Source organism: Cellulophaga lytica DSM 7489, from assembly GCF_000190595.1.
Lineage (GTDB): Bacteria > Bacteroidota > Bacteroidia > Flavobacteriales > Flavobacteriaceae > Cellulophaga > Cellulophaga lytica.
Genome location: NC_015167.1, coordinates 341411 through 365701 on the forward strand (window position 1 = coordinate 341411; position 24291 = coordinate 365701).

The 24291-nt window shown below is 31.6% G+C and carries 27 protein-coding genes; 15 read left to right on the forward strand and 12 right to left on the reverse strand.

The features are described 5' to 3' along the window. The first annotated feature begins 91 nt into the window (after positions 1-91). The 3 genes from rlmH to CELLY_RS01605 all read left to right on the forward strand — a co-directional run bounded on the left by rlmH (position 92) and on the right by CELLY_RS01605 (position 2758). A complete protein-coding gene (gene rlmH / locus CELLY_RS01595; protein WP_013619900.1) occupies positions 92-565 on the forward strand; it encodes a 23S rRNA (pseudouridine(1915)-N(3))-methyltransferase RlmH in 474 nt (157 codons plus the stop codon). 86 nt (positions 566-651) lie between these two features. Further along, entirely contained in the window at positions 652-2202 is a 1551-nt protein-coding gene (locus tag CELLY_RS01600; protein WP_013619901.1) for a TlpA family protein disulfide reductase, read from the forward strand. Positions 2203-2281: 79 nt separating this feature from the next. After that, positions 2282-2758, forward strand: a complete 477-nt coding sequence (locus CELLY_RS01605) for a hypothetical protein (RefSeq protein ID WP_013619902.1) — start codon at positions 2282-2284, stop codon at positions 2756-2758. 64 nt (positions 2759-2822) lie between these two features. Here CELLY_RS01605 and serA read toward each other — a convergent pair whose 3' ends face one another. Together serA and CELLY_RS01615 are read right to left on the reverse strand one after the other, a co-directional pair. Continuing rightward, positions 2823-4715, reverse strand: a complete 1893-nt coding sequence (serA, locus tag CELLY_RS01610; protein ID WP_013619903.1) for a phosphoglycerate dehydrogenase — start codon at positions 4713-4715, stop codon at positions 2823-2825. Positions 4716-4862: 147 nt separating this feature from the next. Next, a complete protein-coding gene (locus tag CELLY_RS01615; RefSeq protein WP_013619904.1) occupies positions 4863-5315 on the reverse strand; it encodes a methyltransferase family protein in 453 nt (150 codons plus the stop codon). A 95-nt stretch (positions 5316-5410) separates the two neighbouring features. Between CELLY_RS01615 and CELLY_RS01620 the strand changes: the two genes are divergently transcribed. From CELLY_RS01620 to CELLY_RS01645, 6 genes are all read left to right on the forward strand, one after another. Further along, complete coding sequence (locus CELLY_RS01620) at positions 5411-5995, forward strand: non-canonical purine NTP diphosphatase (RefSeq protein WP_013619905.1); 585 nt, start codon at positions 5411-5413, stop codon at positions 5993-5995. Next, a complete protein-coding gene (locus tag CELLY_RS01625) occupies positions 5988-6617 on the forward strand; it encodes a DUF4337 domain-containing protein (RefSeq protein ID WP_013619906.1) in 630 nt (209 codons plus the stop codon). The genes CELLY_RS01620 and CELLY_RS01625 overlap by 8 nt, the downstream gene beginning before the upstream one ends. 155 nt (positions 6618-6772) lie before the next feature. After that, the gene (locus tag CELLY_RS01630; protein WP_013619907.1) at positions 6773-8581 is read left to right on the forward strand and encodes a DEAD/DEAH box helicase; all 1809 of its coding nucleotides are present in this window, start codon (positions 6773-6775) and stop codon (positions 8579-8581) included. Positions 8582-8739: 158 nt separating this feature from the next. Next, positions 8740-9519 (forward strand): carboxypeptidase-like regulatory domain-containing protein, encoded by a 780-nt coding sequence (locus CELLY_RS01635; protein WP_013619908.1) that lies wholly within the window; start codon positions 8740-8742, stop codon positions 9517-9519. Positions 9520-9565: 46 nt separating this feature from the next. Beyond that, entirely contained in the window at positions 9566-9919 is a 354-nt protein-coding gene (locus tag CELLY_RS01640; RefSeq protein WP_013619909.1) for a hypothetical protein, read from the forward strand. A 15-nt stretch (positions 9920-9934) separates the two neighbouring features. Then, positions 9935-10312, forward strand: coding sequence for a PH domain-containing protein (locus tag CELLY_RS01645; RefSeq protein WP_013619910.1), 378 nt, complete (start codon positions 9935-9937; stop codon positions 10310-10312). 73 nt (positions 10313-10385) lie between these two features. On the opposite strand, the gene CELLY_RS01650 is transcribed toward CELLY_RS01645, so the two are convergent. The 9 genes from CELLY_RS01650 to CELLY_RS01690 form a co-directional block, all read right to left on the reverse strand. Continuing rightward, positions 10386-11549, reverse strand: coding sequence for a sigma-54-dependent transcriptional regulator (locus tag CELLY_RS01650; RefSeq protein ID WP_013619911.1), 1164 nt, complete (start codon positions 11547-11549; stop codon positions 10386-10388). Between the two features lie 9 nt (positions 11550-11558). Further along, the gene (locus CELLY_RS01655) at positions 11559-12425 is read right to left on the reverse strand and encodes a DUF6268 family outer membrane beta-barrel protein (RefSeq protein ID WP_013619912.1); all 867 of its coding nucleotides are present in this window, start codon (positions 12423-12425) and stop codon (positions 11559-11561) included. Positions 12426-12459: 34 nt separating this feature from the next. Next, the gene (locus tag CELLY_RS01660) at positions 12460-13305 is read right to left on the reverse strand and encodes a mechanosensitive ion channel family protein (RefSeq protein ID WP_013619913.1); all 846 of its coding nucleotides are present in this window, start codon (positions 13303-13305) and stop codon (positions 12460-12462) included. A gap of 1 nt (position 13306) precedes the next feature. Continuing rightward, complete coding sequence (locus tag CELLY_RS01665) at positions 13307-14644, reverse strand: ABC transporter permease (RefSeq protein ID WP_013619914.1); 1338 nt, start codon at positions 14642-14644, stop codon at positions 13307-13309. Beyond that, positions 14644-15573, reverse strand: a complete 930-nt coding sequence (locus CELLY_RS01670) for an ABC transporter ATP-binding protein (protein WP_013619915.1) — start codon at positions 15571-15573, stop codon at positions 14644-14646. The genes CELLY_RS01665 and CELLY_RS01670 overlap by 1 nt, the downstream gene beginning before the upstream one ends. Before the next feature lie 121 nt (positions 15574-15694). After that, the gene (gene dnaJ / locus CELLY_RS01675) at positions 15695-16816 is read right to left on the reverse strand and encodes a molecular chaperone DnaJ (RefSeq protein ID WP_013619916.1); all 1122 of its coding nucleotides are present in this window, start codon (positions 16814-16816) and stop codon (positions 15695-15697) included. Between the two features lie 9 nt (positions 16817-16825). Further along, a complete protein-coding gene (locus CELLY_RS01680) occupies positions 16826-17386 on the reverse strand; it encodes a nucleotide exchange factor GrpE (protein ID WP_013619917.1) in 561 nt (186 codons plus the stop codon). Positions 17387-17484: 98 nt separating this feature from the next. Beyond that, complete coding sequence (gene mnmC2, locus CELLY_RS01685; RefSeq protein WP_013619918.1) at positions 17485-18147, reverse strand: tRNA (5-methylaminomethyl-2-thiouridine)(34)-methyltransferase MnmC2; 663 nt, start codon at positions 18145-18147, stop codon at positions 17485-17487. A gap of 4 nt (positions 18148-18151) precedes the next feature. Beyond that, positions 18152-18655 carry a DUF4920 domain-containing protein gene (locus CELLY_RS01690; protein WP_013619919.1) on the reverse strand — a complete coding sequence of 168 codons (504 nt, stop codon included), beginning with the start codon at positions 18653-18655 and terminating at the stop codon, positions 18152-18154. A gap of 107 nt (positions 18656-18762) precedes the next feature. Between CELLY_RS01690 and CELLY_RS01695 the strand changes: the two genes are divergently transcribed. Continuing rightward, positions 18763-19833: a branched-chain amino acid aminotransferase gene (locus CELLY_RS01695; RefSeq protein ID WP_013619920.1), complete on the forward strand. Its 1071-nt coding sequence runs from the start codon at positions 18763-18765 to the stop codon at positions 19831-19833. Positions 19834-19885: 52 nt separating this feature from the next. On the opposite strand, the gene CELLY_RS01700 is transcribed toward CELLY_RS01695, so the two are convergent. After that, positions 19886-20272, reverse strand: coding sequence for a pyrophosphohydrolase domain-containing protein (locus CELLY_RS01700; protein ID WP_013619921.1), 387 nt, complete (start codon positions 20270-20272; stop codon positions 19886-19888). Between the two features lie 344 nt (positions 20273-20616). Between CELLY_RS01700 and CELLY_RS01710 the strand changes: the two genes are divergently transcribed. From CELLY_RS01710 to CELLY_RS01730, 5 genes are all read left to right on the forward strand, one after another. Then, positions 20617-20796: a hypothetical protein gene (locus tag CELLY_RS01710; protein ID WP_013619923.1), complete on the forward strand. Its 180-nt coding sequence runs from the start codon at positions 20617-20619 to the stop codon at positions 20794-20796. A 19-nt stretch (positions 20797-20815) separates the two neighbouring features. After that, positions 20816-21187: a fluoride efflux transporter CrcB gene (crcB, locus tag CELLY_RS01715; RefSeq protein WP_013619924.1), complete on the forward strand. Its 372-nt coding sequence runs from the start codon at positions 20816-20818 to the stop codon at positions 21185-21187. Positions 21188-21440: 253 nt separating this feature from the next. Further along, positions 21441-21779: a P-II family nitrogen regulator gene (locus CELLY_RS01720; protein ID WP_013619926.1), complete on the forward strand. Its 339-nt coding sequence runs from the start codon at positions 21441-21443 to the stop codon at positions 21777-21779. A gap of 32 nt (positions 21780-21811) precedes the next feature. Then, the gene (locus tag CELLY_RS01725) at positions 21812-23092 is read left to right on the forward strand and encodes an ammonium transporter (RefSeq protein WP_013619927.1); all 1281 of its coding nucleotides are present in this window, start codon (positions 21812-21814) and stop codon (positions 23090-23092) included. A 116-nt stretch (positions 23093-23208) separates the two neighbouring features. Then, positions 23209-24225, forward strand: a complete 1017-nt coding sequence (locus CELLY_RS01730; protein ID WP_034646332.1) for an outer membrane beta-barrel protein — start codon at positions 23209-23211, stop codon at positions 24223-24225. Positions 24226-24291: the final 66 nt, after the last annotated feature.

Here is a 24291-nt window from a genome sequence, read left to right on the forward strand (position 1 = left end):
TTGTTTTATTAAACTTTAACTGTTTTTTTGATTATCTACATAATGCAGTTGTTATCTAATAATTTTTAAAAATTGACAGTATATTTGTGGTATGACTATTAAGCTCCTTGCCATTGGCAAAACCGATAATAAAAACTTACAAGCACTAATTGCTGAGTATGAAAAGCGATTAGGACATTATATTAAGTTTAATTTAGACATTATACCAGATATAAAAAATGCAAAAAACCTGTCTGAAGCACAACAGAAAGAAAAGGAAGGCGAGCTTATTTTAAAAAAATTGAGTACTACTGACGTGCTTATACTTTTAGATGAAAACGGAAAACAATTTACCTCTGTAGATTTTTCTGATTACTTACAAAAGAAAATGAATGCAGGTATTAAACAATTGGTTTTTGTTATTGGAGGTCCTTATGGCTTTAGTGATACAATTTACGCTACTGCTAAAGGAAAAATTAGTCTTTCTAAAATGACATTTTCTCACCAAATGGTACGTTTATTTGTGGTTGAACAAATTTATAGAGGGTTTACTATTTTACGTAACGAGCCTTATCACCATAGGTAAAACTAGCTTTAACTAATTTTTAACAATCTTATTCTTATTTTAATGATATAAAGTCATACTTTAGAACTAAGAAATTAGTTTTTAATATGAAGCACAATAAACTATTATACATTACAACACTTTTACTATTATTTAGTTTATTGTTTGCCTGTAAAAAAGACAAAACAACCACCTCTGTTAGCATTAAACAGACAAGTGCTACTAAAACTTATAAACCTATTGTTATTAGCGGAACATCTAAGGACAAAAAAGCTCTAGAGTACTTTAATATACTAAATTACTCTTACCTATACGGAACAAATCACAATGGTCAAAATAAAAGGCTATATGACAGTGTTTACAATACTGTATTAGATAGTATAGAAAAGCCACAAATTATTGAATTAATGAGTTTTGGAGATGATTTCTACAATACTCGTGTTTTAGTTTCTCCTGGTGATAGCATAACGTTTACCACTAAAAAAGGGCAATTACAATTTTCAGGTAAAAATGCTTCTCATTATAATTTCTATACCGCTTTAGATTCTTTACAGTTAAAATGGCCTACGTTTAAAAACAACATTAAGCAATACAAAGACAGTTGCTCTTATGTTTATAACGCAATAAAACTATTCTATGAATCTTATATTAAAAACAATGTAGTTTCTAACAACTTTAAAAGTCTTGTTAGCCAAGAAATAGAATATGAATATTTATACAACTTAATAGCTCCTAGAAACATAAAATCGGAATGCACAGTAAGTTATTTTAATAATACAGAAAGTGTTTTTTCTACAGTAAATAAACCCGAAAAATTAAATTCTGAAGAAATTTTTAATCCAAAAGAGTACTTTAACAATGTTACCATAGCTGATTTTAAAAAACCAGAATTAATTAATAATGACTATTTTAAAAGAAGCCTTACAGATTTTATTAGGCACTATTTTGTTACTTATGATTATTTAGACTATTCAGAAAAAACCTTTGCAAAAGAAAAAGATTTTATTGAGAAAAACCTAGACGGAGAATTAAAGCATTTTGCCATAAGCAGACTTATTTATGATTATTATAAAAAAGGATTTGGAAACAGCAAAACCAATGTAGATATACTTAATAAGGTTATTAACGAGTATAAGCCTTTACTAAAAAATGCATCTTACGTAAATGAATTAACTGCTATTCAAGAAAAAACAAAGCTTTTAAATTTAGAACTCCCTAGTATTGTTTTAAATGAAAAATTGTTAACTATTAAAGGCGACACTATACAGTTAAAAGATATTTTAAAACAAAGTGAAGGTAAAACAAAGATTATAGATTTTTGGGCTAGTTGGTGTGGCCCTTGCATTACTGAAATTAAAAAAAGCTTTAGTTTTAAAAATAATTTATCTAAAGAGCAAAATGTTAGCTGGATTTACATTTCTATTGATAAAAATAAGAAACAGTGGTTACAAAAATCCAAAGCATTAGAGTCTAAATTAGAGAGCAAACAACAGTATTTATTATTAAACAGTAAAAGCTCTAAACTTATAAAATATTTAAGAATAGAAACAATTCCTAGATATTCTATTTTAAACAAAAACAATGAAGTTATTTTAGAGAACGCTCCAAGACCATCAGACAGTATAAATTTTAAACGAATAATAAATAAATTAAACTAAAACACTCAATCGAAAACTTAAAAGAGGTATTACAATAATATAAAAATATTCTTTCGCGAAGAATGGACACAAGCCTTGGGTGTCTTTAATAGACCAAAGAAAAATTAATTTTAAATTAGAAGCTAATGAAATGCTTCAACGTGATGAATTGAAATCTGTTTTAGGTGGACACTCTGACTGTTCTAATAATGGTATTGGTTTTATTGGAGGCGGAATACTAAAGTATTTTAGTATTTACAATAGCCAGAATAAGCTAATACTAGAACAATTTAGAGATAAAGTAAAGATAGCGTCTGAATTAATCACTGATGGCTTTAAAATTATAAAAAGAGGTAAAAAAGCATTTGTTAGCACCACTTTTACCAATAAAACTAATACCTCAGAAGTTTCTTTAAACAATCAAATATTAGAAATTAATAACACTCTTATTAAAGATTTAAGCAACACAGAAATAGAGCAACTAAAAACAAAACTAGGAAATTTTATTAGTTACAAACTAAAAAGGAAAAAGAACATATTTTTTATAAAAACTAAGGTTAAAAATTTTCTAGAATAATATGTAATAAAAAAGACCGCACTTTTAAGTACAGTCCTTTTATTTACTTATAACATATATACTACTAATAAAGCACTCTAAACTTAATAGTGTTTTCAACTTTTTTTAGAGCTTTAATAACTTCCTTGTTGTATTTTTTATCTAAGTCTGTAATTACATACCCAACCTCACTGTCTGTAGATAAATACTGACCGTTAATATTCATTTCATATTCTGCTAAAACCTTATTTATTTTAGCCATAATACCTGGTACGTTTTTATGTATATGTAAAAAACGGTGTGCATTTGTTTGTCTAGGTAATCGTATACTTGGGAAATTTACAGCATCTACTGTATTACCAGAGTTTATATATTCCATAATTTTATTAGGTACAAAATCTGCAATATCTCGTTGAGCTTCTTCTGTACTACCACCAACATGCGGTGTTAATATTACGTTTTCTAAACCTTGTAGCTCTGTAAAAAACTCACCGTTACTACGCGGCTCTTCTGGATAAACATCTACAGCAGCACCTCCAATTTTTCCGCTTTTTAATGCAGCTACTAATGCTTGTATATCTACTACAAAACCACGAGATAAATTAATAAGCATAGCACCATTTTTCATCTGCTTAATTTCACGCTCACCAATAAAATTCTTGTTTGCTTTATTATCATCAATATGTAATGTAACCACATCAGAAACATTTAGTAAATTTTCTAAAGTACTACATTTTGTAGCGTTACCAAGTGCTAATTGATCATTAACATCATAATAATATACACGCATACCAATTGCTTCTGCTAGTACAGATAATTGCTTACCTATATTACCATAACCAACAATACCTAGGTTTTTACCACGTACTTCTCTAGAGTTAACTGCTGTTTTATTCCATTGTCCACTGTGAATTTCCTGACTTCTTGGAAACACATTACGCATTAAGGTAATAATTTCTCCTATTGCCAATTCTACAACAGAGCGTGTATTACTATAAGGTGCATTAAACACAACTACACCTCTTTTTTTAGCACTCTCTAAGTCTATTTGCGTAGTACCAATACAAAATGCACCAACTACCAAAAGTTTATCTGCTGCCTCTAATACTTTTTTGGTTACTTGTGTTTTAGAACGAATACCTAAAACGTGTACTCCTTTTAATTTTTCTATTAATTCTTCTTCTGGTAGACTGTGTTTTACAAGTTCTACAGAAAAACCGTCTTCAGATAAATTATGAAATGCTGCCGGATGCACATTTTCTAGCAACAATATTTTAATTCTGTTTTTTGGATATGATATTTTCCTTGGCAAATCATTTACAAACAAAAATTCATCCATATTTGGCGTAACGTGGTCTGCATTTGTTGTGGCCTTATCTCTACTCACATTTTCTGTGTAAGCAAAAAACTTATCTGCAATACCTGCTTCACGCATTACATAATCACTATACCCATCTCCTATTACTTGTACCTCACCATCTAAATCTAAATTTTTAAGGCATTCAATTTTTCCGTTGTGAGATGCCAATACATTAGCTTCATCAAAACCAATTATATTACCATCCTCATCAAACTTAAACGTGTTTGCATATACCTTACTAGATGGTATGTTGTATTCTTCAACAATAGGATCTATAAACTCTTTAAATCCGCAAGAAATTACATAAATATCATCAGAATAATTATGAAAAAACTCTTTATTAGTTTCTATAGACTTAGATATTTTATCTCTAAGTTCTGCTACCAATTGCGTTAAATGGCTTTTATGTGCATTAAGCAGTTTTATGCGTTTTTCTAAGGACTCTGTAAAGGAAATATCCCCATCTATACCTAGATTGGTGATTTCTTGTATTTCTTTAATAATTTCATCTTTGTTAGCATTACCTTGTAATGTAATTTCTGCTAAAACATCTAATGCTTCAACTCTGGTTAAAGTACTATCAAAATCAAAAACATATTTTCTCCCTTGGTCTACCATTTTAAAAAAATTTAAGTAGTAAAAGTAAAAAATATTAGTGTGTATGCTGTTAAATCAAAATAAAATTAAAGCAAAAAAGGTGTATCATCACATATGCTATAAAAATTGTTTTTTAAAAGCCCTTTAATTAAGAATATGATAATAAAATTAAAACCAACGACGTACTTTTTTTGTGTAAGAAGTATATTCTTTACCAAATTTTTGAGCAAGCATTTTTTCTTCTGGTTCTATTTGGTAAGCGTTCATATAAGACACAAATGCAGCAGCCAAAAGCATATTAAAAGCATTACTTAAAAATAAGCCCCAAGCAATTAATAGTAAAAGCATTGCTAAGTACATTGGATTTCTAGTAAACTTGTAAATACCTGTGGTTACTAAAGCATTTGTTTTTTCTATGTTCTTAGGATCTACAGTGGTTTTAGCCTTAAAAAATTTATAGGTAGATGTTGTTAAAATTAAAAACATAGCAACTAACAATCCTTTTAATAACATTGTTCTACCAAAAAAATCAAATATACCAAAGGGTAAAAACCTTGCTAAAACATACATTAACAAACCAAATATAAAAACTACTACTACTGGCGGGAACTTTAAAGTCATACTAAATATTTAAGAAAATAAAATTACTACTTTTGCAATTGTTTTTTTTACATTTTTAATGTAAAGTTTTATAAAAACGCTCCTAATTACAGATAATGAAAATAGTATTTGCTACACACAACACTAATAAATTTAAAGAGGTAAAAGCATTAGTACCTACTACTATTACGCTTGTTTCTTTAACAGATATTGGTTGTTTTGATGATATTCCAGAAACCGCAGACACCATAGAAGGTAATGCTATACAAAAAGCTAGCTATGTTACAGAAAAATACAACTTACCTTGTTTTTCTGATGACACAGGCCTTTTAGTAAATGCTCTAAACGGAGAACCTGGTATTTATGCTGCACGCTACGCTGGTGAACAAAAAAGTGCAGAAGATAATATGGCTAAACTTTTACATAAGTTAGGAGACAACCCAAACAGAGAAGCACATTTTAAAACAGTTATTGCTCTACACATTAACGGAGAGCAACATATTTTTACGGGTGTTGTTAATGGTGTTATTACCAAAGGTAAACAGGGTACAGATGGTTTTGGGTACGACCCAATTTTTACTCCTGAAGGTTACAGCCAAACATTTGCACAATTACCATTAAATACAAAAAATAAAATTAGTCACAGAGCAAAAGCTACACAACAGTTAATTTCTTTTTTAAAACAATACAACAATGGCTAAGCAAACAGTAGAGGTTTCTGTAGCATCTGAACGTGCCGAAGCATATGGTGGTGTACTTATTGCATTTTTTGCCGCACTTATGGCTATTTCTCAGTTAGTTAACGGAGAATTAGAGGAAGAAATGATGATTGCACACAATAAATTGGTCAATTATTCGAGTTGGTATCAGTCTAAAAGCATAAAAGAGAGTTTAAAAGAAAGTGAGTTAGACAATCTTGAAGCACTACTTTATACAAATGCTATAGCTGAAGAAAAAAGAGATTTTGTTTACACTAAAATTGAAAAAACAAAAGCTAAAATAGAAAAGTACAAAGCAGAAAAGCATGAAATTTTAGTTGGCTCTAAAAACATTGATAAAAAAGATTGGGTACAAGATTTAGATGGCCAAATGGGTGTAATAACTGGCATTAACGAGTGGAAAGTGCTTGCCCGTAAATATGATATTGCTACACGTAAGTTTGATTTTGGCGTACTTTTTTTTCAAATTAGTATAGTTTTAGGTGCTGTTTGTATTATTATTTACGACAATCCTAAGCTACAAAAATCATTAGTTGCATTAATGATAATTTTTGGTGTTATTGGTGTTATTATGTCTGTATATGGTTATAGTCTTGCGCCTTAAAAACAAGTATTACCTATGTTGTATGGTTATTCAAAATATTTAGAGTACTTTTGCACTTTATTAAAAACGCCGCTGGTATAGCATGTGTTACTCTGAGTTATAATATGATAAACGCTCTATGTAACATACATATTTGCGATTAAGAATAACATATTATGACAAAATTTGAAGCATTAGGGCTAGACAAGTCCCTACTTGATGCTATTGTAGATCTTGGGTTTGAATCACCTTCAGAAGTACAAGAAAAAGCAATTCCAATCCTTTTAAATGAAGACACAGACCTAGTTGCATTAGCGCAAACAGGTACTGGTAAAACTGCAGCTTTTGGTTTTCCGTTAATTCAGAAAATTGATTCTAGCAGCAGAACTACTCAAGGATTAATACTTTCACCAACACGTGAACTTTGTTTACAAATTACAAACGAGCTTAAAGCGTATTCTAAATACGAAAAAGGACTTAACGTAGTTGCAATTTACGGTGGTGCTAGTATTACAGACCAAGCAAACCAAATTAGAAGAGGAGCACAAATAGTTGTTGCTACTCCTGGTAGAATAAAAGATATGATTAGCCGTGGTATGGTTAACATTTCTAAATTAGATTACTGCGTATTGGATGAAGCAGATGAAATGTTAAATATGGGCTTCTATGAAGACATTAAAGACATTTTATCTAACACTCCAGATGAAAAATTTACTTGGTTATTCTCTGCAACTATGCCAAGAGAAGTATCTACCATTGCTAAAAAATTCATGCACAACCCACAAGAAATTACTGTGGGATCTAAAAACGCTGGTGCAACTACAGTACAACATGAGTATTATGTTGTTGGTGGTAGAGATAGATACCCTGCATTAAAAAGATTAGCAGATACTAACCCTGATATTTTCTCTGTTGTTTTTTGTAGAACAAAAAGAGATACACAAAGGGTTGCCGAAAAATTAATTGAAGACGGTTACAATGCTGGTGCTTTACACGGAGATTTAAGTCAAAACCAAAGAGATTTGGTAATGAACGCCTTCCGTAAAAAACAAATACAAATGCTTGTTGCAACAGATGTTGCTGCACGTGGTATAGATGTAGATGATATTACGCACGTAATAAACTACCAATTACCTGATGAAATAGAAACATACACACACCGTAGTGGACGTACTGGTAGAGCTGGTAAATCTGGTGTATCTATGGTTATTGTAACTCGTAGTGAGTTACGTAAAATAAAAGCCTTAGAGAGAAAGCTACAAACTGAATTTTTATCAAAAAAGATTCCAACCGGAATGGAAATTTGTGAAATTCAATTGCACCATTTAGCCAATAAAATTAAAGATACAGAGATTAATGATGAAGTAGAAAGCTACTTACCTGCTATTAATGAAATATTAGAAGGTGTAGATAAAGAAGATCTTATTAAAAAGATTGTATCTGTAGAGTTTACTCGTTTCTTTGATTACTACAACAAAACTAGAGACTTAAATGGCTCTGACCGTGGAGAAAGAGGAGATCGTGAGGAGCGTGGTAAAAACAAAGCAGAAATACCTACAAGTGGTTCTGTACGTTACTTTATTAATGTTGGTGAGCGTGATGATTACGATTGGATGACATTAAAAGATTTCTTAAGAAATACTGTTGGTCTTGGTAAAGAAGATGTTTTTAAAGTAGACGTAAAAGAGAGTTTCTCTTTCTTTAACACAGATGCAGAACATTCTGAAAAAGTATTAAGTACTTTTACTGAATTTAAGGTAGATGGCAGATTTGTTAATGTTGAAATCTCTAACAATCCTGGAGGCGGTGGTGGCCGTGGAAGAGGCGGTAGAGGTCGCGGAGACAGAGGCCGTTCTTCTTCTTCTCGTGGAGGAAGAGATAACAGAAGTGGCGGAGACAGAGGTCGTTCTCGTAACAGAGACAACAGAGGAAGCCGCGATAGTGGTGGAAGCTACGGAAACAAAAGAAGCAAAAGAAGATACTAAGCTTTTAAGTTAATAGAATATTAAAAATACGCTTCGGCGTATTTTTTTTTGTTTATTTACCACCTCTAATCAAAAAATTAACCCATATTCCGCACCTAAAGAGATAAACTTTAATATCTTAGAGTTTTTAGTAGAAGATAAACGACACCACTTTTTTTATGAATAAATACATCCTACTTGTTTTTAGCTTAATTACATTCTGTGGATTTTCACAGGATAAAAAAACAAAAGAAAAAGAAAATGAGTTTACTGCAACCATTATAAATGCACAAACTGATGAACCTATGCCTAGCGTACACATTGTAAACCTTAACCAAGTAAAAGGTACAATTACAGATCAAGAAGGTAAGTTTACAATACCTGCAGTTGCCAACGATACACTTTACCTAACATACCTTGGTTTTAAATCTCAAAAAATTAAGATTACTAATGATATGCTTAAGTTTAAAGACACTAAAATTACCTTAACAGAACTTGCTTTTGCCCTAGAAGAAGTTGTTGTAAAACCATACCAATTAACAGGTTTTTTAGAAATAGATGCCAAAAACGTAAGTTTAAATGACTCTTACCAGTATGCAATTTCTGGACTAAACACAGGTTATGAAGCAGGTAACAAAAACCCAAGTGCTGTTACAAAAGTACTTGGTGCAATACTAAACCCTGCAGATTTACTCCGTAATTTATTTGGTAAAAAACCTGCGCAAATGCGTAAACTTCGTCAAATAAAAGAAGATGATCGTATTAGAGATTTACTAGCCGCAAAGTTTGACAGGGAAACACTAACAGAATTACTACAACTAGAAAAAGTAGATATTGAAGACATATTAAACAACTGTAATTACTCTAAATCTTTTATACAAACAGCTAATGACTTGCAAATTTTAGATGCCATTAGCGGCTGTTATGAAGAGTACAAGGTTTTAAACAGAAAAAAATAAGAGTACAATTAACTACTACTTATAAATACACACCTTAACACTACCTATGACTAAATTAGAATTTTTACAAAAGAATGTTTTTACAGATCTTCAAAACTTAAATACAGGATTTGATGCTGATGACAACTTTTACTTTTCTGAGCTAGATTTTGCAATGGTTTTAGAACGTATTGAATACTTTGGTATTGGCATACACGCTATTAAACCATATATAAATGAAGAATTTGGCACTACTAAAACCAATGAAGATTACAAAAAAAAAGCAACAGATGCTAAATGGTATAAAAGAGCTTATTTTGATTTAAAAAAAGCTACACCAAAAATGATATATAATGCAGATTATAAAGTATCAGCCAAGTTGCTAAACAAAAATGAAAACAAAACCAACGAAGCAAACTAAATTTTATTACAAATAATGGGGTTATTTAATAAAATACTTGGTAACGCAAGTGAAGTATCTGTAGAAAAATTAAATGAAAAATACGGAAGACTTCTAACAGATAATGAACAAGTAGAACTAGGATTTAAATTGTTTAGAGATACGTTTATGTTTACCAATAAGCGTTTAATATTAATAGATGTACAAGGCCTAACTGGCAACAAAGCAGAGTACAGATCTATGCCATACAAAAGCATCTCTAGATTCTCTTTAGAAACTGCAGGTACTTTTGATTTAGATGCCGAATTAAAAATTTGGATTTCTAGTGAAAACTTACCATCTGTAAGCAAAAAATTTAACAAAAGTATAGATGTTTACGAAGTACAAAAATATTTGGCAAGCAAAGTAATGTAACAACTTTACAGCCTATAAAAAAAAGCCTATATTTTAAAAATATAGGCTTTTTTTGTTTTTAGTAAACTACGTATTATTTACTTGCAAATAGTTTTACATCTTCTTCTGTAACTTCTTGTCCGCCTAAAATAATTAATCGTTCTACAACATTGCGTAGCTCTCTAATGTTTCCTGTCCAATCATAACTTTTTAACAATGAAACTGCTTTATCAGAAAATACTTTTTTAGCCGTTCCTTGCTCTTTACTTATTTTATCTGCAAAATATGTTATTAACAAAGGAATATCTTCTCTTCTGTCATTTAAAGCAGGTACTTTTATAAGTATAACAGCTAGTCTATGGTATAAATCTTCTCTAAAATTACCCTCTGCTATTTCCTTTTTTAGGTCTTTGTTAGTAGCTGCTACTACTCTAACATCTACTTTTATATCTTTATCTGTACCAACTCTAGATATTTTACTTTCTTGTAAAGCACGTAATACTTTTGCTTGCGCAGACAAACTCATATCACCTATTTCATCTAAAAAAATAGTTCCTTTATTAGCCGCTTCAAACTTACCTGCTCTATCTTTAACTGCAGATGTAAAAGCACCTTTAACATGACCAAAAAGTTCACTCTCTATCAACTCTGACGGTATTGCGGCACAGTTTACCTCTATAAATGGTGCTTTGCTACGCGGACTTTTTTCATGCAACCAATGCGCAACTAGCTCTTTACCGGTACCATTAGACCCCGTAATTAAAACACGTGCATCTGTAGGAGCTACTTTTTCTATCATATCTTTAATTAAAGATATACCCTCACTCTCCCCTATCATTTGGTAATTTTTACTAACCTTTTTCTTAAGTTTAGTATTTTCTACAACTAAATTTTTACGATCTAATGCATTACGTACTGTTGTTAGCAACCTATTTAAGTCTGGCGGTTTAGATATATAATCAAAAGCACCTAAACGCATTGTGTTTACTGCAGTATCTAAATCTCCGTGACCAGAAATCATTATAAAAGCCAATTCTGGTTTTAATTTACGCGCAGCTTCTAATACCTCTACGCCATCCATTTTTGGCATTTTAATATCACACAAAACTAAATCGTAATCGTTTTTTTTAATAGCATCTATACCTTTTAAACCGTCTTCTGCCTCTTCAACATTATAAGTATCACTTTCTTCTGATAAAATTTTTACCAAAACCCTGCGTATTGCAGCTTCATCTTCTATTACTAATATTTTTGACATATACGTGTTTTAAAAAATTCCTATTTTAAATCCTGTTTTAAAATATACATTTCCATCGTCATATAACGAATATACGCTTTTTCTTTCTTCATCTCTTAACAAACCTCTTTGTGATAAGGTGTGCCCTGCCAATGCATAAAAAGATATATTTTTATTAATGTTATACTGATAACCAAAAGCACCTACAACAACAGATAAAGATAAACCAGATCCTAAATCATTATCTGGCAAAGCAATATCATTTTGTACATTTACAAAATAACCATCCAATAATAATGCCGTTTTAAAAGTATGGTGCTGTTTTAAGTGGTATTTAAACTCCATTCTGGGTACACCAATCATATATGACCAGTTAGGATGAAACTTTTTGTAATAACTTATTATAGGTAAAGGAACATCAAACCCAGTGGCATTGTTATAAGACAACCCCAATATTAATCTTGTAGGTTTTTCTTTTTTCATATCTGCCTTAATAGTTAAAACAGAATAATTTAAATTAAAATCTTCCTTTTGTACTCCATCAATAAAGTTTGATGCCAACCTTGGTGTAAGCAATCCTACAAAAGTCCACTTATCATTAAGCATATGCGCGTATCCTAAATTAAGATCTACAATTCTTAATTTTTCAAGTTCATTATCATCAAACTCATAAATACTATCGTTTGCAAAGTCTATAATACCATACTCTGCACCAGCTATTATATAATTTTTATCATTTAATTTGATAGGTAAATTTGCCAAAAAACGAAATCTAGATATACTTCTAGATGACTTTTTTTTTGGCAACGTAGTGTACTCTATTCTAACAATGTCTGAGCTTTGAGACCAAACAAATTGTATCATTAGAAAAAAACAAACTCCTAAAAGTTTTTTCATATGCAAACAAATATATGCGTAATTCTTAACTAAATTATTTACTAATAATATGAATATCTCTTTGAGGGAAAGGAATAGATATATTGTTTTCTCTAAAAGCTGCATCTATTAAAAAACGCAGATCACTTTTAATTCTAGGGTCTCCGTAGCTATCATTTGTATAATAATTTATAGAAAACATAAGTGCCGAATCTCCAAAGTCCTCAAACAACACAAATGGTTTTGGATTTTTTAAAATCCCTTTTTTAGTATCTATAATTTCTAATAATAATTTAGAAACCAACTCTACATCACTACCATAAGCAACACCAACTTTAACATTTTCTCTTGTAGTTTTATGGTTTTGTGTATAGTTGTAAATACTATCTGTTAAAAATTTGTGGTTTGGTATTACAATAACCTTATCATCTCTGGTTAAAGCTCTTGTGGTTCTTAACCTGGTTTCAAAAACTCTCCCCACTTTACCTTCTACTTCTATAATATCTCCTATATGTAAACTTTGGTCTAAAATAATTAATATTCCAGAAATTATATCCTGAAAAAGATATTGTAAAGCAAAACCTAAACCAACAAATAAAGCTGCAGAAGCTGTTAACAACACTGTTAAATCTACCCCAGAAGAATGCAACACTGTAATTACCGCTAGTATGTATAAAAAGTACTTTAAGAAACTAAAAATGCTTAAAAACTTATTTTTATCATCTTGCGGGAGCTTAGCAATTACAATTTTATGTATTAATTTTAAAAGATAGGTAACAACAACAAGTACAATTATTATAATAAATAATGTCCCAATAGTGATGTCTACTTTATCACTATCTACCAATTTATAAGACATAAAATCCATTATGTACTTAAATATATCTTTTAAATCTTTCATACTAATATTTTAACCACTTGTACAAGTCTTTGTAGCTTGGTTTTTTACCATACATTAATATCCCTATTCTATAAATTTTAGCAGCTAACCAAACTATAGACAAAAATGTTACTATTAACAAAGCTATAGAAACTACCAATTGCCATATTGGCACACCACCTTCTCCTATACCAGAAGACAAACGCATTAGCATTACTATTGGCGACGTTAACGGAAATAAAGAAAAACCTACTGCCACTGGGCCGTGAGGATTACTAAACACCGATATAAAACCAACATAAATTGCTAGCATTAGCGGAGATATTACTGGCAACATAAACTGCTGTGTGTCTGTTTCATTATCTACAGCAGCACCAATTGCAGCATATATAGAACTGTATATTAAATATCCTAAAACAAAATATACCAAGAAAAAACTAAATAAAGAAACCCAAGGTATTTGCACAAACATATCTGCATATTTTTGCATATCATTTGGCATACTACTGTTTGCCATTTGCATAGCCTGAGCCTGTGGCAAATTAGCACCTCCGTTTTGCAAAGCACCAACATCTAAATCAAACACTAAAAAAACAATTAAAAACAATAGTGAACCAGACACCACCCAAATTATAAACTGAGTTACACCTGCTAAAGAGGTTCCTATTATTTTACCCATCATTAACTGAAAAGGTTTAACCGATGAAATAATAACCTCTATTACTCTACTTGTCTTTTCTTCAATAACACTACGCATTACAAAACTACCGTATATAATAATAAACATCATTATTAAATACCCAAAGCCACCACCAATTATAGCGTTAAGCTCATTTAACCCTTTTAAATTTTCTTTACCTTGAAAAGTAGCCGTGTGTATAGAAAAGTTTTTACTAATAGCACTATATTGCTCTTGCGAAACCCCTAATTGCTCTAATCTTTTTTGTTTAAGACGGTACTGAAAAATATCTTCTAAATCATCTAAAAAACCATCTGTAGGAGACTCTTTAGAAAAAAAGTAAGCTGAATTAGCAACCTCTTCTAACGTATTGCCATTTGGTATAAACACCAAACCATAATACCCAAGTTGCTCTGTAGAGTCTTTTGCTTGTTCTAAACTTAGATTTTTTAAACGTACAACAGATGTACTTTCTGTGTTGTTAAAATCTTCAGTAAAAAAGCTACTTTCGTTTAAAACTGTAATTACTCTTTTATCACTGTCATTTAGCATAGCCAAATACAATACCAAAGCAACCATACCTACCATTAAAATAGGACTTAAAAAAGTCATTATTATAAACGACTTATTTTTTACTTTAGCTAAATACTCCCTTTTTATAATTAAGCCTAATTTACCCACTACTTTGTTTTGCTTTTTACGGTTTGTATAAAAATATCGTTTGCAGACGGTATAGTTTCTACAAAGTGGTTTACTTTTCCTTTTTCTGATAAATACCCTAATAACGCACCAGTATCATTAGAAGGCAGTTGTATTTTAAAATTTAACTGTTCATCTTGTACGTTGTATGATGGTGTCCAGATTTTATGTTTTTCTTCTAACTTTTTTAAAACATCATTTTCATTAGTCACTTGCAGACCTACATTAAAAATATTGTTTTTATATTCATTTTTAATGTCTGATAATTTGCCGTCTAATATTTTTTCTGACTGATGTATAAGTGCTATATACTCACACAATTCCTCTACAGACTCCATACGATGAGTAGAAAATATAATAGAAGCACCTTGTTCTTTTAAATGAAGAATTTCATCTTTAATAATGTTAGCGTTAATAGGATCAAAACCACTAAAAGGCTCATCAAAAATTAATAATTTTGGTTGATGAAGTACAGTTACTACAAACTGTATTTTTTGCGCCATACCTTTAGATAATTCTTGCACTTTTTTATTCCACCAATCTCCTATATCTAACCTATCAAACCAATATTTAAGTCGTTTTGTTGCCTCTGCTTTAGATAAGCCTTTTAACTGAGCCAAATACAAAGCTTGCTCACCAACCTTCATACTTTTATACAAACCCCTTTCTTCAGGCAAATAACCAATAGTAGCAATATGTTCAGGTTTTAAAGGTTCACCATCAAAAAAAACAGCTCCCGTATCTGGAAAGGTAATCTGATTTATAATACGTATTAGCGTAGTTTTTCCTGCGCCATTTGGCCCTAGCAGACCATATATACAATTCTTAGGAATTTCTAAGGAAACATTGTTTAGGGCTGTGTGGTCTCCAAATTTTTTAGAAACACCTTTTGCCGCCAAAATAGTATTCATTTTCACAATTTTTTCAAAGATAGATAAATGGTAGCATATAAAAATAAAACCCACCCTTATTTACATAAGGATGGGAAAAAAAATGAGCAGCAACAAGTACTGCCCAGTATTTTAAATATGCTTAAGAGAACATATCTTTTACTTTCTCAAAAAAAGATTTGTCTGATTTTTCAGGCTGAGGAGTAAAGTTTTCACTATCTCTCATACGCTCAAAAAACTCTCTTTGCTCTTTATTTAACCCTTTTGGTGTCCAAACATTTACGTGTACTAAAAGGTCTCCGCTACCATAGCCATTTAGACTTGTAATACCTTTACCTCTTAAGCGTAAAATTTTACCAGATTGTATACCTTCTTCTAGCTTTATACGCACTTTACCACCAACAGCATCAATCTCTTTAGAAGTACCCAAAACTGCTTCAGGAATACTTATGTATAAATCATAATGCAAGTTATCTCCTTCTCTTTTTAAAGTGCTGTGTTCTTCAGTCTCTATAAGTACAATAAGGTCTCCGTTTACACCGTTACCAGGAGCACTATTACCTTTACCAGGTACTTTTAACTGCATACCATCTTCTACACCACCAGGTATTTTAATAGATACCGTTTCTTCTTTTGCAATTAAACCTTGTGCATCTGCACCAGCTGGTTTTTTATCTATAATTTGACCACTACCACCACAAGTGCTACAAGTAGCAGAAGTTTGCATTCTTCCTAAAATAGTATTTGCAATTTTAGTAACCTGACCAGAGCCGTTACACGTAGTACACGTGTTATATGTAACACCGTCTGCTTGTACCTTACGTTTAACTTTAACCTTTTTTTCTACGCCATTAGCCACTTCTTCTAAAGTTAACTTAACTCTAATTCTTAAATTAGAACCTTTAACTCTACGTTGGCCGCCTCCGCCAAAACCGCCAAAGCCGCCACTAAAGCCGCCTCCGCCAAAGATATCTCCAAACTGACTAAAGATATCATCCATATTCATACCGCCGAAGCCGCCGCCGCCACCGCCAGCACCACCTTCAAAGGCTGCGTGACCGTATTGATCATATCTTGCTTTTTTATCAGGATCACTTAAAATTTCATATGCTTCTGCTGCTTTTTTAAACATCTCCTCTGCTTTAGCATCACCAGGATTTTTATCTGGATGAAATTCTATAGCCTTTTTACGGTATGCTTTTTTTATTTCTGCTGCAGTTGCATTTTTAGTAATGCCTAATATGCTGTAAAAATCTTCTTTCATTTTTTATTTTTAGTTCCCAACAACAACTTTTGGGTGACGAATAATTTTATCTCCTAACGTAAATCCTTTTTCTATTACGTCTATAATTTTCCCTTTTAACTTTTCATCAGGGGCAGGTATTTGCGTAATAGCTTCGTGTACGTCAGCATCAAACGCGTCACCTTGTACTACTTCTATTTCTAATAATCCTTTTCCTTTTAAAGTCTCTTTAAATTTATTTTGTATAAGCTCTACACCGGTAACTAGCTCTTTATCTTCAGACTTAGAAATTTCTTTCATAGCTCTGTCAAAATCATCCATAACCGGAAGCATAGACACTATAACTTCTTGACCTGCTGTTTTAAACAAGTCCATACGTTCTTTAGATGTTCTTTTTTTATAGTTTTCAAACTCAGCAAACAAACGTAAAAACTTATCTTTTTCTTTAGCTAAGTCTTGTTGCAATTGTTCTTCAACAGACAACTCTACCGTTTCTTCTTCAGTAGTTTCTGTACTTTCCTTAACTTCTTCAGCAGCTTTATTTATTTTTTCTTCTTGTGCTACTTCTTCAGCTTTATCTTTTTTACTCATTATATGCTAATGTTTAATATCTTGAAAATTAAGATGGCAAAAGTACTGCCATTTCTTTAAAAATGTCAAAATGTCACTAAACTTTATTAAAAATAATATTATAGCTTGGTTGCTCTAAGCATTTCTCTTTTTCCTGGAGGTCCTGGCAAGCGTTCTACTTTAAAACCAACTGCCAACATTGCACGCCTAACACTACCTTTAGCCGCATAAGTTACCAACACCCCATTAGTTTGCAATGCGTTGTACATAATACCAAAAATGTTTTCTGTCCAAAGTTCTGGCTGTACCCTAGCTCCAAAAGCATCAAAATATATAAGGTTGTATGCTTCTTTATCTGTGATGTCTAAAAAATTTTGCTCTCTTTTTAGCAGGTTAAAATTTGGTAATATGTCTGTTTTAACCTCCCAATTTACATTGTGCATTTTATTAAATACATCTTCAAAATTAGAAGCATTTAATTGCGCTATATAATTGAGCTCTGCAACTTCTTCTGCTTCTACAGGATATGCCTCTACCCCTGTATAATCTATATTTAAATTGCTTTTTGGTGCCTCAATTGCCGTAATTATAGCATTTAGTCCAGTTCCAAAACCAATTTCTAAAATAGAAACAGGCTCATCCTTAAATAAAGATAAGCCGTGTTTTATAAATACGTGATAAGCTTCTTGTACTGCCCCGTGTATAGAGTGGTACTGTTCGTTCCAATCCTCTATTTGTATGGTTTTAGAACCATCACCTGTTGTTATTATTTTACGTTTCAAATATTTACTCTTTTAAAAGCACTCCGTCTGCCTCAAACCTATATGTTTTTTTAGGAGTTGTAATTTGTGCTATTTCTTCTTTAGTTGCTCCACCATCTTCTGCATAGTGTTGTTGTTCATCTACAGACATTTGCTCAATAAAAGCTTTTCCGTTTACTACAACTTCCTTACCAGTTATATCTTTTGGCATAAAAAAGCCATAGTCTTTAAATTTTACCATAGCTTGCTCACCATCTCCTAAATCTAACTTCATCCAACAGCCTTTAGACTGACAAACATCTAATACCTTACCTGTAAATTTTGTTGTTACCGTATCTGCAACTGCTAAATTATGGTATACAGATGCCATTTCTTTAGTAACTTTAGCATTATCTTTTGTGATTTTTTCACCAAAAGATGCTAATTCTTCTGTTTTTTGCTCAGGTTCCTGAACTACGGTTTCTTTTTTTGCCTCTTTGCAAGACATAAACAATAAAATTACTACAAGCAAAATGTTAAAACTTTTCATATCTGATAAAATTTAGTGATAGATTGCAAATTTGAACATTTTTAATCTAAAAAAGAAGCACTAGTACTGATAATTGATTAATTTTATGAACTTAAATTCTGAATACTATGGATGTTACTACAAACCAAATTAGTGTAGAAAAAACAAAAAACACTAAAATTAACGATGTTGATTTTAATAATCTTTCGTTTGGAAGTATTTATATGGATCATATGTTGGTCTGTGATTACAAAAATGGCGCCTGGGAAGCTCCTAAAGTTGTGCCTTATCAGCCAATTTCTTTAGACCCTTCTGCTAAAATTTTTCACTACGGGCAATCTATTTTCGAAGGAATGAAAGCTTACAAGGATGAGCAAGACACCATTTGGATGTTTCGTCCTCTAGACAACCATAAACGTTTAAACTTATCTGCTAAAAGATTAGCTATCCCAGAAATTCCTGAAAACTACTTTATGGAAGGCCTTAAGGCTTTATTAAAGACAGATAGTGATTGGATTCCTCAATCTCCAGGAAGCTCTTTATACATTAGACCTTTTATTTTTGCTACCGGATTAGGCTTCCACGCATCTCCTGCAGATGAATACAAGTTTGTTATTTGTGGCGCCCCTTCTGGATCTTATTTTTCTGGCGAAGTAAAAGTACTTATTGAAGAAACTTACTCTAGATCTGCAAATGGTGGTGTTGGTTTTGCTAAAGCAGGTGGTAACTATGCTGGACAATTTTACCCAACTAAACTTGCACAGGACAAAGGATACCAACAAGTAATTTGGACAGATGACAATACGCATGAGTACATTGAAGAAGCTGGTGCTATGAATGTTTTTGTACGTATTAATGATACTCTTTTAACGTGCCCAACTAGTGACCGCATACTAGATGGTATTACACGTAAAAGTATTTTAAAAATTGCTGAAGACGAAGGTATTAAAACCGAAGTACGTAAAATAAAAGTACAAGAATTAGTAGACGCTGCTAAAGATGGTAGTTTAAAAGAAATGTTTGGTGCAGGTACTGCTGCTGTAATTTCTCCTATTGCAGGTTTTGGTTTTAGAGATAATGACTATATGTTACCTACTAACCTAGAAAACAGTTACGCTACTTTATTAAAAGACCGTATTACTAGCATACAATACAATAAAGCTGAAGATAAATTTGGATGGCGTTTTAAGGTTGAATAACCTTATGTTACCTATATAATATAATAAAAAAGTGCCTTATTAGGCACTTTTTTTATTTTTTAAGAATAGCTTCTATACTTGGCCTAAAGTAGTTAGGCCCTTTTAATATTTTACCGTCTTCTCTGTAAACTGGTTTACCATCTGCACCTAGCTTACTCATATTACTTTGCTGTATTTCATCAAAAACCTCTTCAATTTTATACTGCATACCATGCTCTAATATAGTACCACATAAAATATACAGCATATCACCTAAAGCATCTGCTACTTCAACCATATCATTATTATTAGCCGCTTCTAAGTACTCCTTATTTTCTTCATCCATAAGGTTAAAGCGCAATAAATTTTTTTGCTGTCCTAAATCTGCTTTTAATTCTTCAGAAACCCCAGCTCCAAAAGATTTATGAAATAACTCTACCGCTTTAAGTTTATTTTTCATTTGTATAATTTTACGTTAGTTTTGCACAAAAATAGAAATATGTTTACCACCGGACAATATATATTTGCCGCTCTTTTTGTTATTGTTTTTACTATTATTATTGTAATTACATATAAAAGAGACAAAAAATTACATTTAAAAAACTATTCTGGTGTAAAATGGGTAGCCATTACCTTTATTATCTTCATAATTTCATTGTTTATTATTAAGCATTTTCTAAAAAATTAACGAATTTTTATCGTTCACCACAAAAATCAAGCAACACACAACAAAAACTAGGCTTTCTTCGTTATAGTGTAAGAAAAACCGTATTTTTGCGTTGTATTGATAACAAATTCTGTTTAATGACAATTTTTCTTAACATTTTATTTATTTTAGTGGCTGTAAATGCCTTACTTTTAGTGTTTAGCGTTAACCGTAACAATGCTAAAGCAAAAAAATCTGTTAACAAACCTACAGCAGAAACAACAGCTAAAGTATACCCACTTAATATTATCTCTACAAAATACAAAAAAGCAATATAGTTTTTTACCTTTGTAAGGTATGAAACAGTTGTTACTTGTTTTTTTAGGAGGAGGTGTAGGTAGTGTATTGCGTTTTCTTATTAGCAAAACACTAAATAGTTCATTTCAACCCTACTTTTTAGGAACCTTTTTAGTTAATATATTAGGCAGTTTACTTATTGGCTTTATAATAGGACTAACTTTAAAAGGTAATTACCTTACAGAAAACCAAGCATTATTATTAGCTACTGGATTTTGTGGAGGCTTTACTACATTTTCTACTTTTGCATTAGAAAACCAATCTCTATTAAAAAATGGCGATCTTTTGCATTTTACTTTTTATACCTTATTAAGTATCTCTATTGGTATTTTTGCCGTAATAGGCGGTTTATGGATTTCTAAATCCATATAATATTTCATAAAAAATCTTTTTTTATTCAACAATACACGTAAATAGCAATATTTTTTGCTGTAATACCCCGTCATATCCTATTTTTTTTCATTTATCAAATATCATTTTAACAAAAAATTAAAATATAATTACAATACCCCTATTTAAAATAGGGGTTATTTTATTTATATCATAAAAATTAAATAAGTACCCATAAAAAATATGGGGTATAATTCATTATTAAATACATTTACCCTGTAATTAACTAAACGATATGAAAAAAATTGAAGCAATTATTAGAAAATCTCAATTTGATGATGTAAAAAAAGCATTACACCAAATTGAAGTGAATTTTTTTAGTTACTGGGATGTAACTGGAGTAGGAAATGAAAAACAAGGACACGTATACAGAGGAATATCTTACAGCACAACTGATATTCAAAGAAGATACCTATCTATTATAGTTTCAGATGAGTTTTTAGAAAAAACTGTAAATACAATTTTAGAATCTGCTTACACAGGCAATGTAGGTGACGGAAAAATATTTGTATCTGAAATTATAGATGCATACCGCATTAGAACCAAAGAAAACGGTCACGCAGGAATAAACTAACCAAACCAAGACACTATTAAAAAATTAGAATTATGATTAACGAACAACAAGAAGCACTAAGTAAAGCTGTTGAAAGTATCAACAGTGATATGGGTGCATTATGGATAACAATAGCTGCCATTTTAGTATTTTTTATGCAAGCTGGTTTTACATTAGTAGAAGTTGGCTTTACACGCAGTAAAAACTCTGGTAACATAATAATGAAAAACATTATGGACCTTTGCGTAGGTTCCTTAATGTTCTGGGCTGTAGGTTACGGAATTATGTATGGTAGCGATACTGTTTTAGGCGGATTTTTTAGATTAAGCCCAGCAGAACAAGGGTATTTCTTCTTTTCTGCAGACGATTGGTACAACTTATTTTTTCAAACAGTATTTTGCGCAACTGCAGCTACAATTGTATCTGGAGCTATAGCAGGGCGTACTAAATTCTCTACTTACCTTATATATTCTGCCATATTAACAACAATTATATACCCTATTTCTGGTAGCTGGTACTGGCCATTTGATGATGATGCATGGTTAAATGTTGCTGGTTTTGTAGACTTTGCCGGTTCTTCTGTAGTACACGCAGTTGGTGGTGGCGCAGCTTTAGTTGCTGCAATTATGGTTGGCCCACGTATTGGCAAATATACAGATGGTAAAGTAAACGTAATTCCAGGACATAATATGATTCTTGGTGCATTAGGTGTATTTATCCTATGGTTGGGTTGGTTTGGCTTTAATGGCGGATCTCAACTTGCATGGGGTGGATCTGATACTGTTGCTACTGGTAGTGTAATTATAAACACAAACTTAGCGGCTGCTATTGGTGCTGTTGCAGCCTTATTTTTTACTTGGATTAAATACGGTAAACCAGATATTTCTATGACACTAAATGGCGCACTAGCTGGTTTAGTTGGTATTACTGCTGGCTGTGGAGCTGTTAACGCTTGGGGCGCACTTGCAATAGGCTTAGTTTGCGGTATAGCCGTAGTACTTTCTATAGAAGGCATAGATAAAAAATTAAAAATTGATGATCCAGTAGGAGCTATATCTGTGCATGGAGTATGCGGATTTATAGGTACCGTGTTAGTAGGTGTATTTGCTATAGATGGCGGACTAATAAATGGTGGTGGCGCTAGCTTATTACTAGTACAAACTTACGGTTCTTTAGCTTACATATTATGGGCTGTTATTACAACATTTATCGTCTTATTTATATTAAAGAAAACTATTGGATTAAGAGTTTCTAAACAAGAAGAATTAGAAGGTTTAGATGTGCATGAACATGATATAGAAGTTTATCCAGAGTTTACAACTACAGAAAAATAAACACAAGAAACAAAAACGGAGCGTTTTGCAGAACGCTCCGTCACAAAATGTTTCAACAACAAAAAATAAAATCACTAACAAACCCCTTATAATAAAGGGTTTACAATTTATTTGATATGAAATTGAATACGACAACAAATTACTTAAAAAAATTATCATTTTCAATAATGATGTTATCCTCTGCATTAATATTTGCTCAGGAAGAAGAAGAAAAAAAATTAGAAATTAGCGGGTCTGTTGATGCTTACTTTAGAACAAATTTAAGCGCAGATGATAATGCAGAAGCTAACGGATTAATAAGCCCTCTAACTTCTTTTGCTAATGAAACTGGTTTTGCACTTGGTATGGCAAACATTATTGCTAGTTATGAAGGTGAAAAAACTGGAGCAGTAGCAGATCTTGTTTTTGGACCAAGAGGAGAACAAGCTATTACCGGTTTAAATGTTAACCAATTGTATGCATACTGGAATGTAAGCGAAGGAACAAAGTTAACAATGGGACGTTTTAATACGTATTTAGGATATGAGGTTATTTCTCCTGTAGGTAATTTTAACTACAGCACGTCTCACTTATTCTCTAGCGGGCCTTTTTCTCATACTGGTTTAAAAGCAGATTTTACATTATCTGATGATTTTAGCTTAATGCTTGCTGTAATGAATGTTACAGATGTAGATAATAATTTAACTAGCCAATATGCTCTTGGAGCACAATTAGGTTATGCTGGTCAATATTTAAATCTTTATTATGACGATAAAGCAAACCTAGGTTTTGAGATTGACTATACAGGTGGTTTTGATTTATCTGATAGTTTTTATCTAGGTATAAATGGTGCTTACGCTGATAATGATGGTAATGGTTTTGCTGGCGTTGCATTATACCCACAAATTAAGGCATCAGAAACTGCTTCTTTTGGATTAAGAGGTGAGTATTTTACACAAATTGTTGATGGTTTAGATGATGAGCCTAGCGTATTTGCAACTACTTTAACTGGTAGTTTCACTGTTGAAGATTTAACAATTAAACCAGAGGTTAGATTAGATGCTTGGAGTAATAACGAACCGTTTTTTAATAACGACGGAGATCCTTCAAAAAGCTTATCTACCTTTTTAATTGCAGCAGTTTATTCTTTTTAAAAAAATTAAGTTTAGTTTATAGTTTGGTTGTTGAAGAAAGTCTAGTTTGTGCGCTAGGCTTTCTTC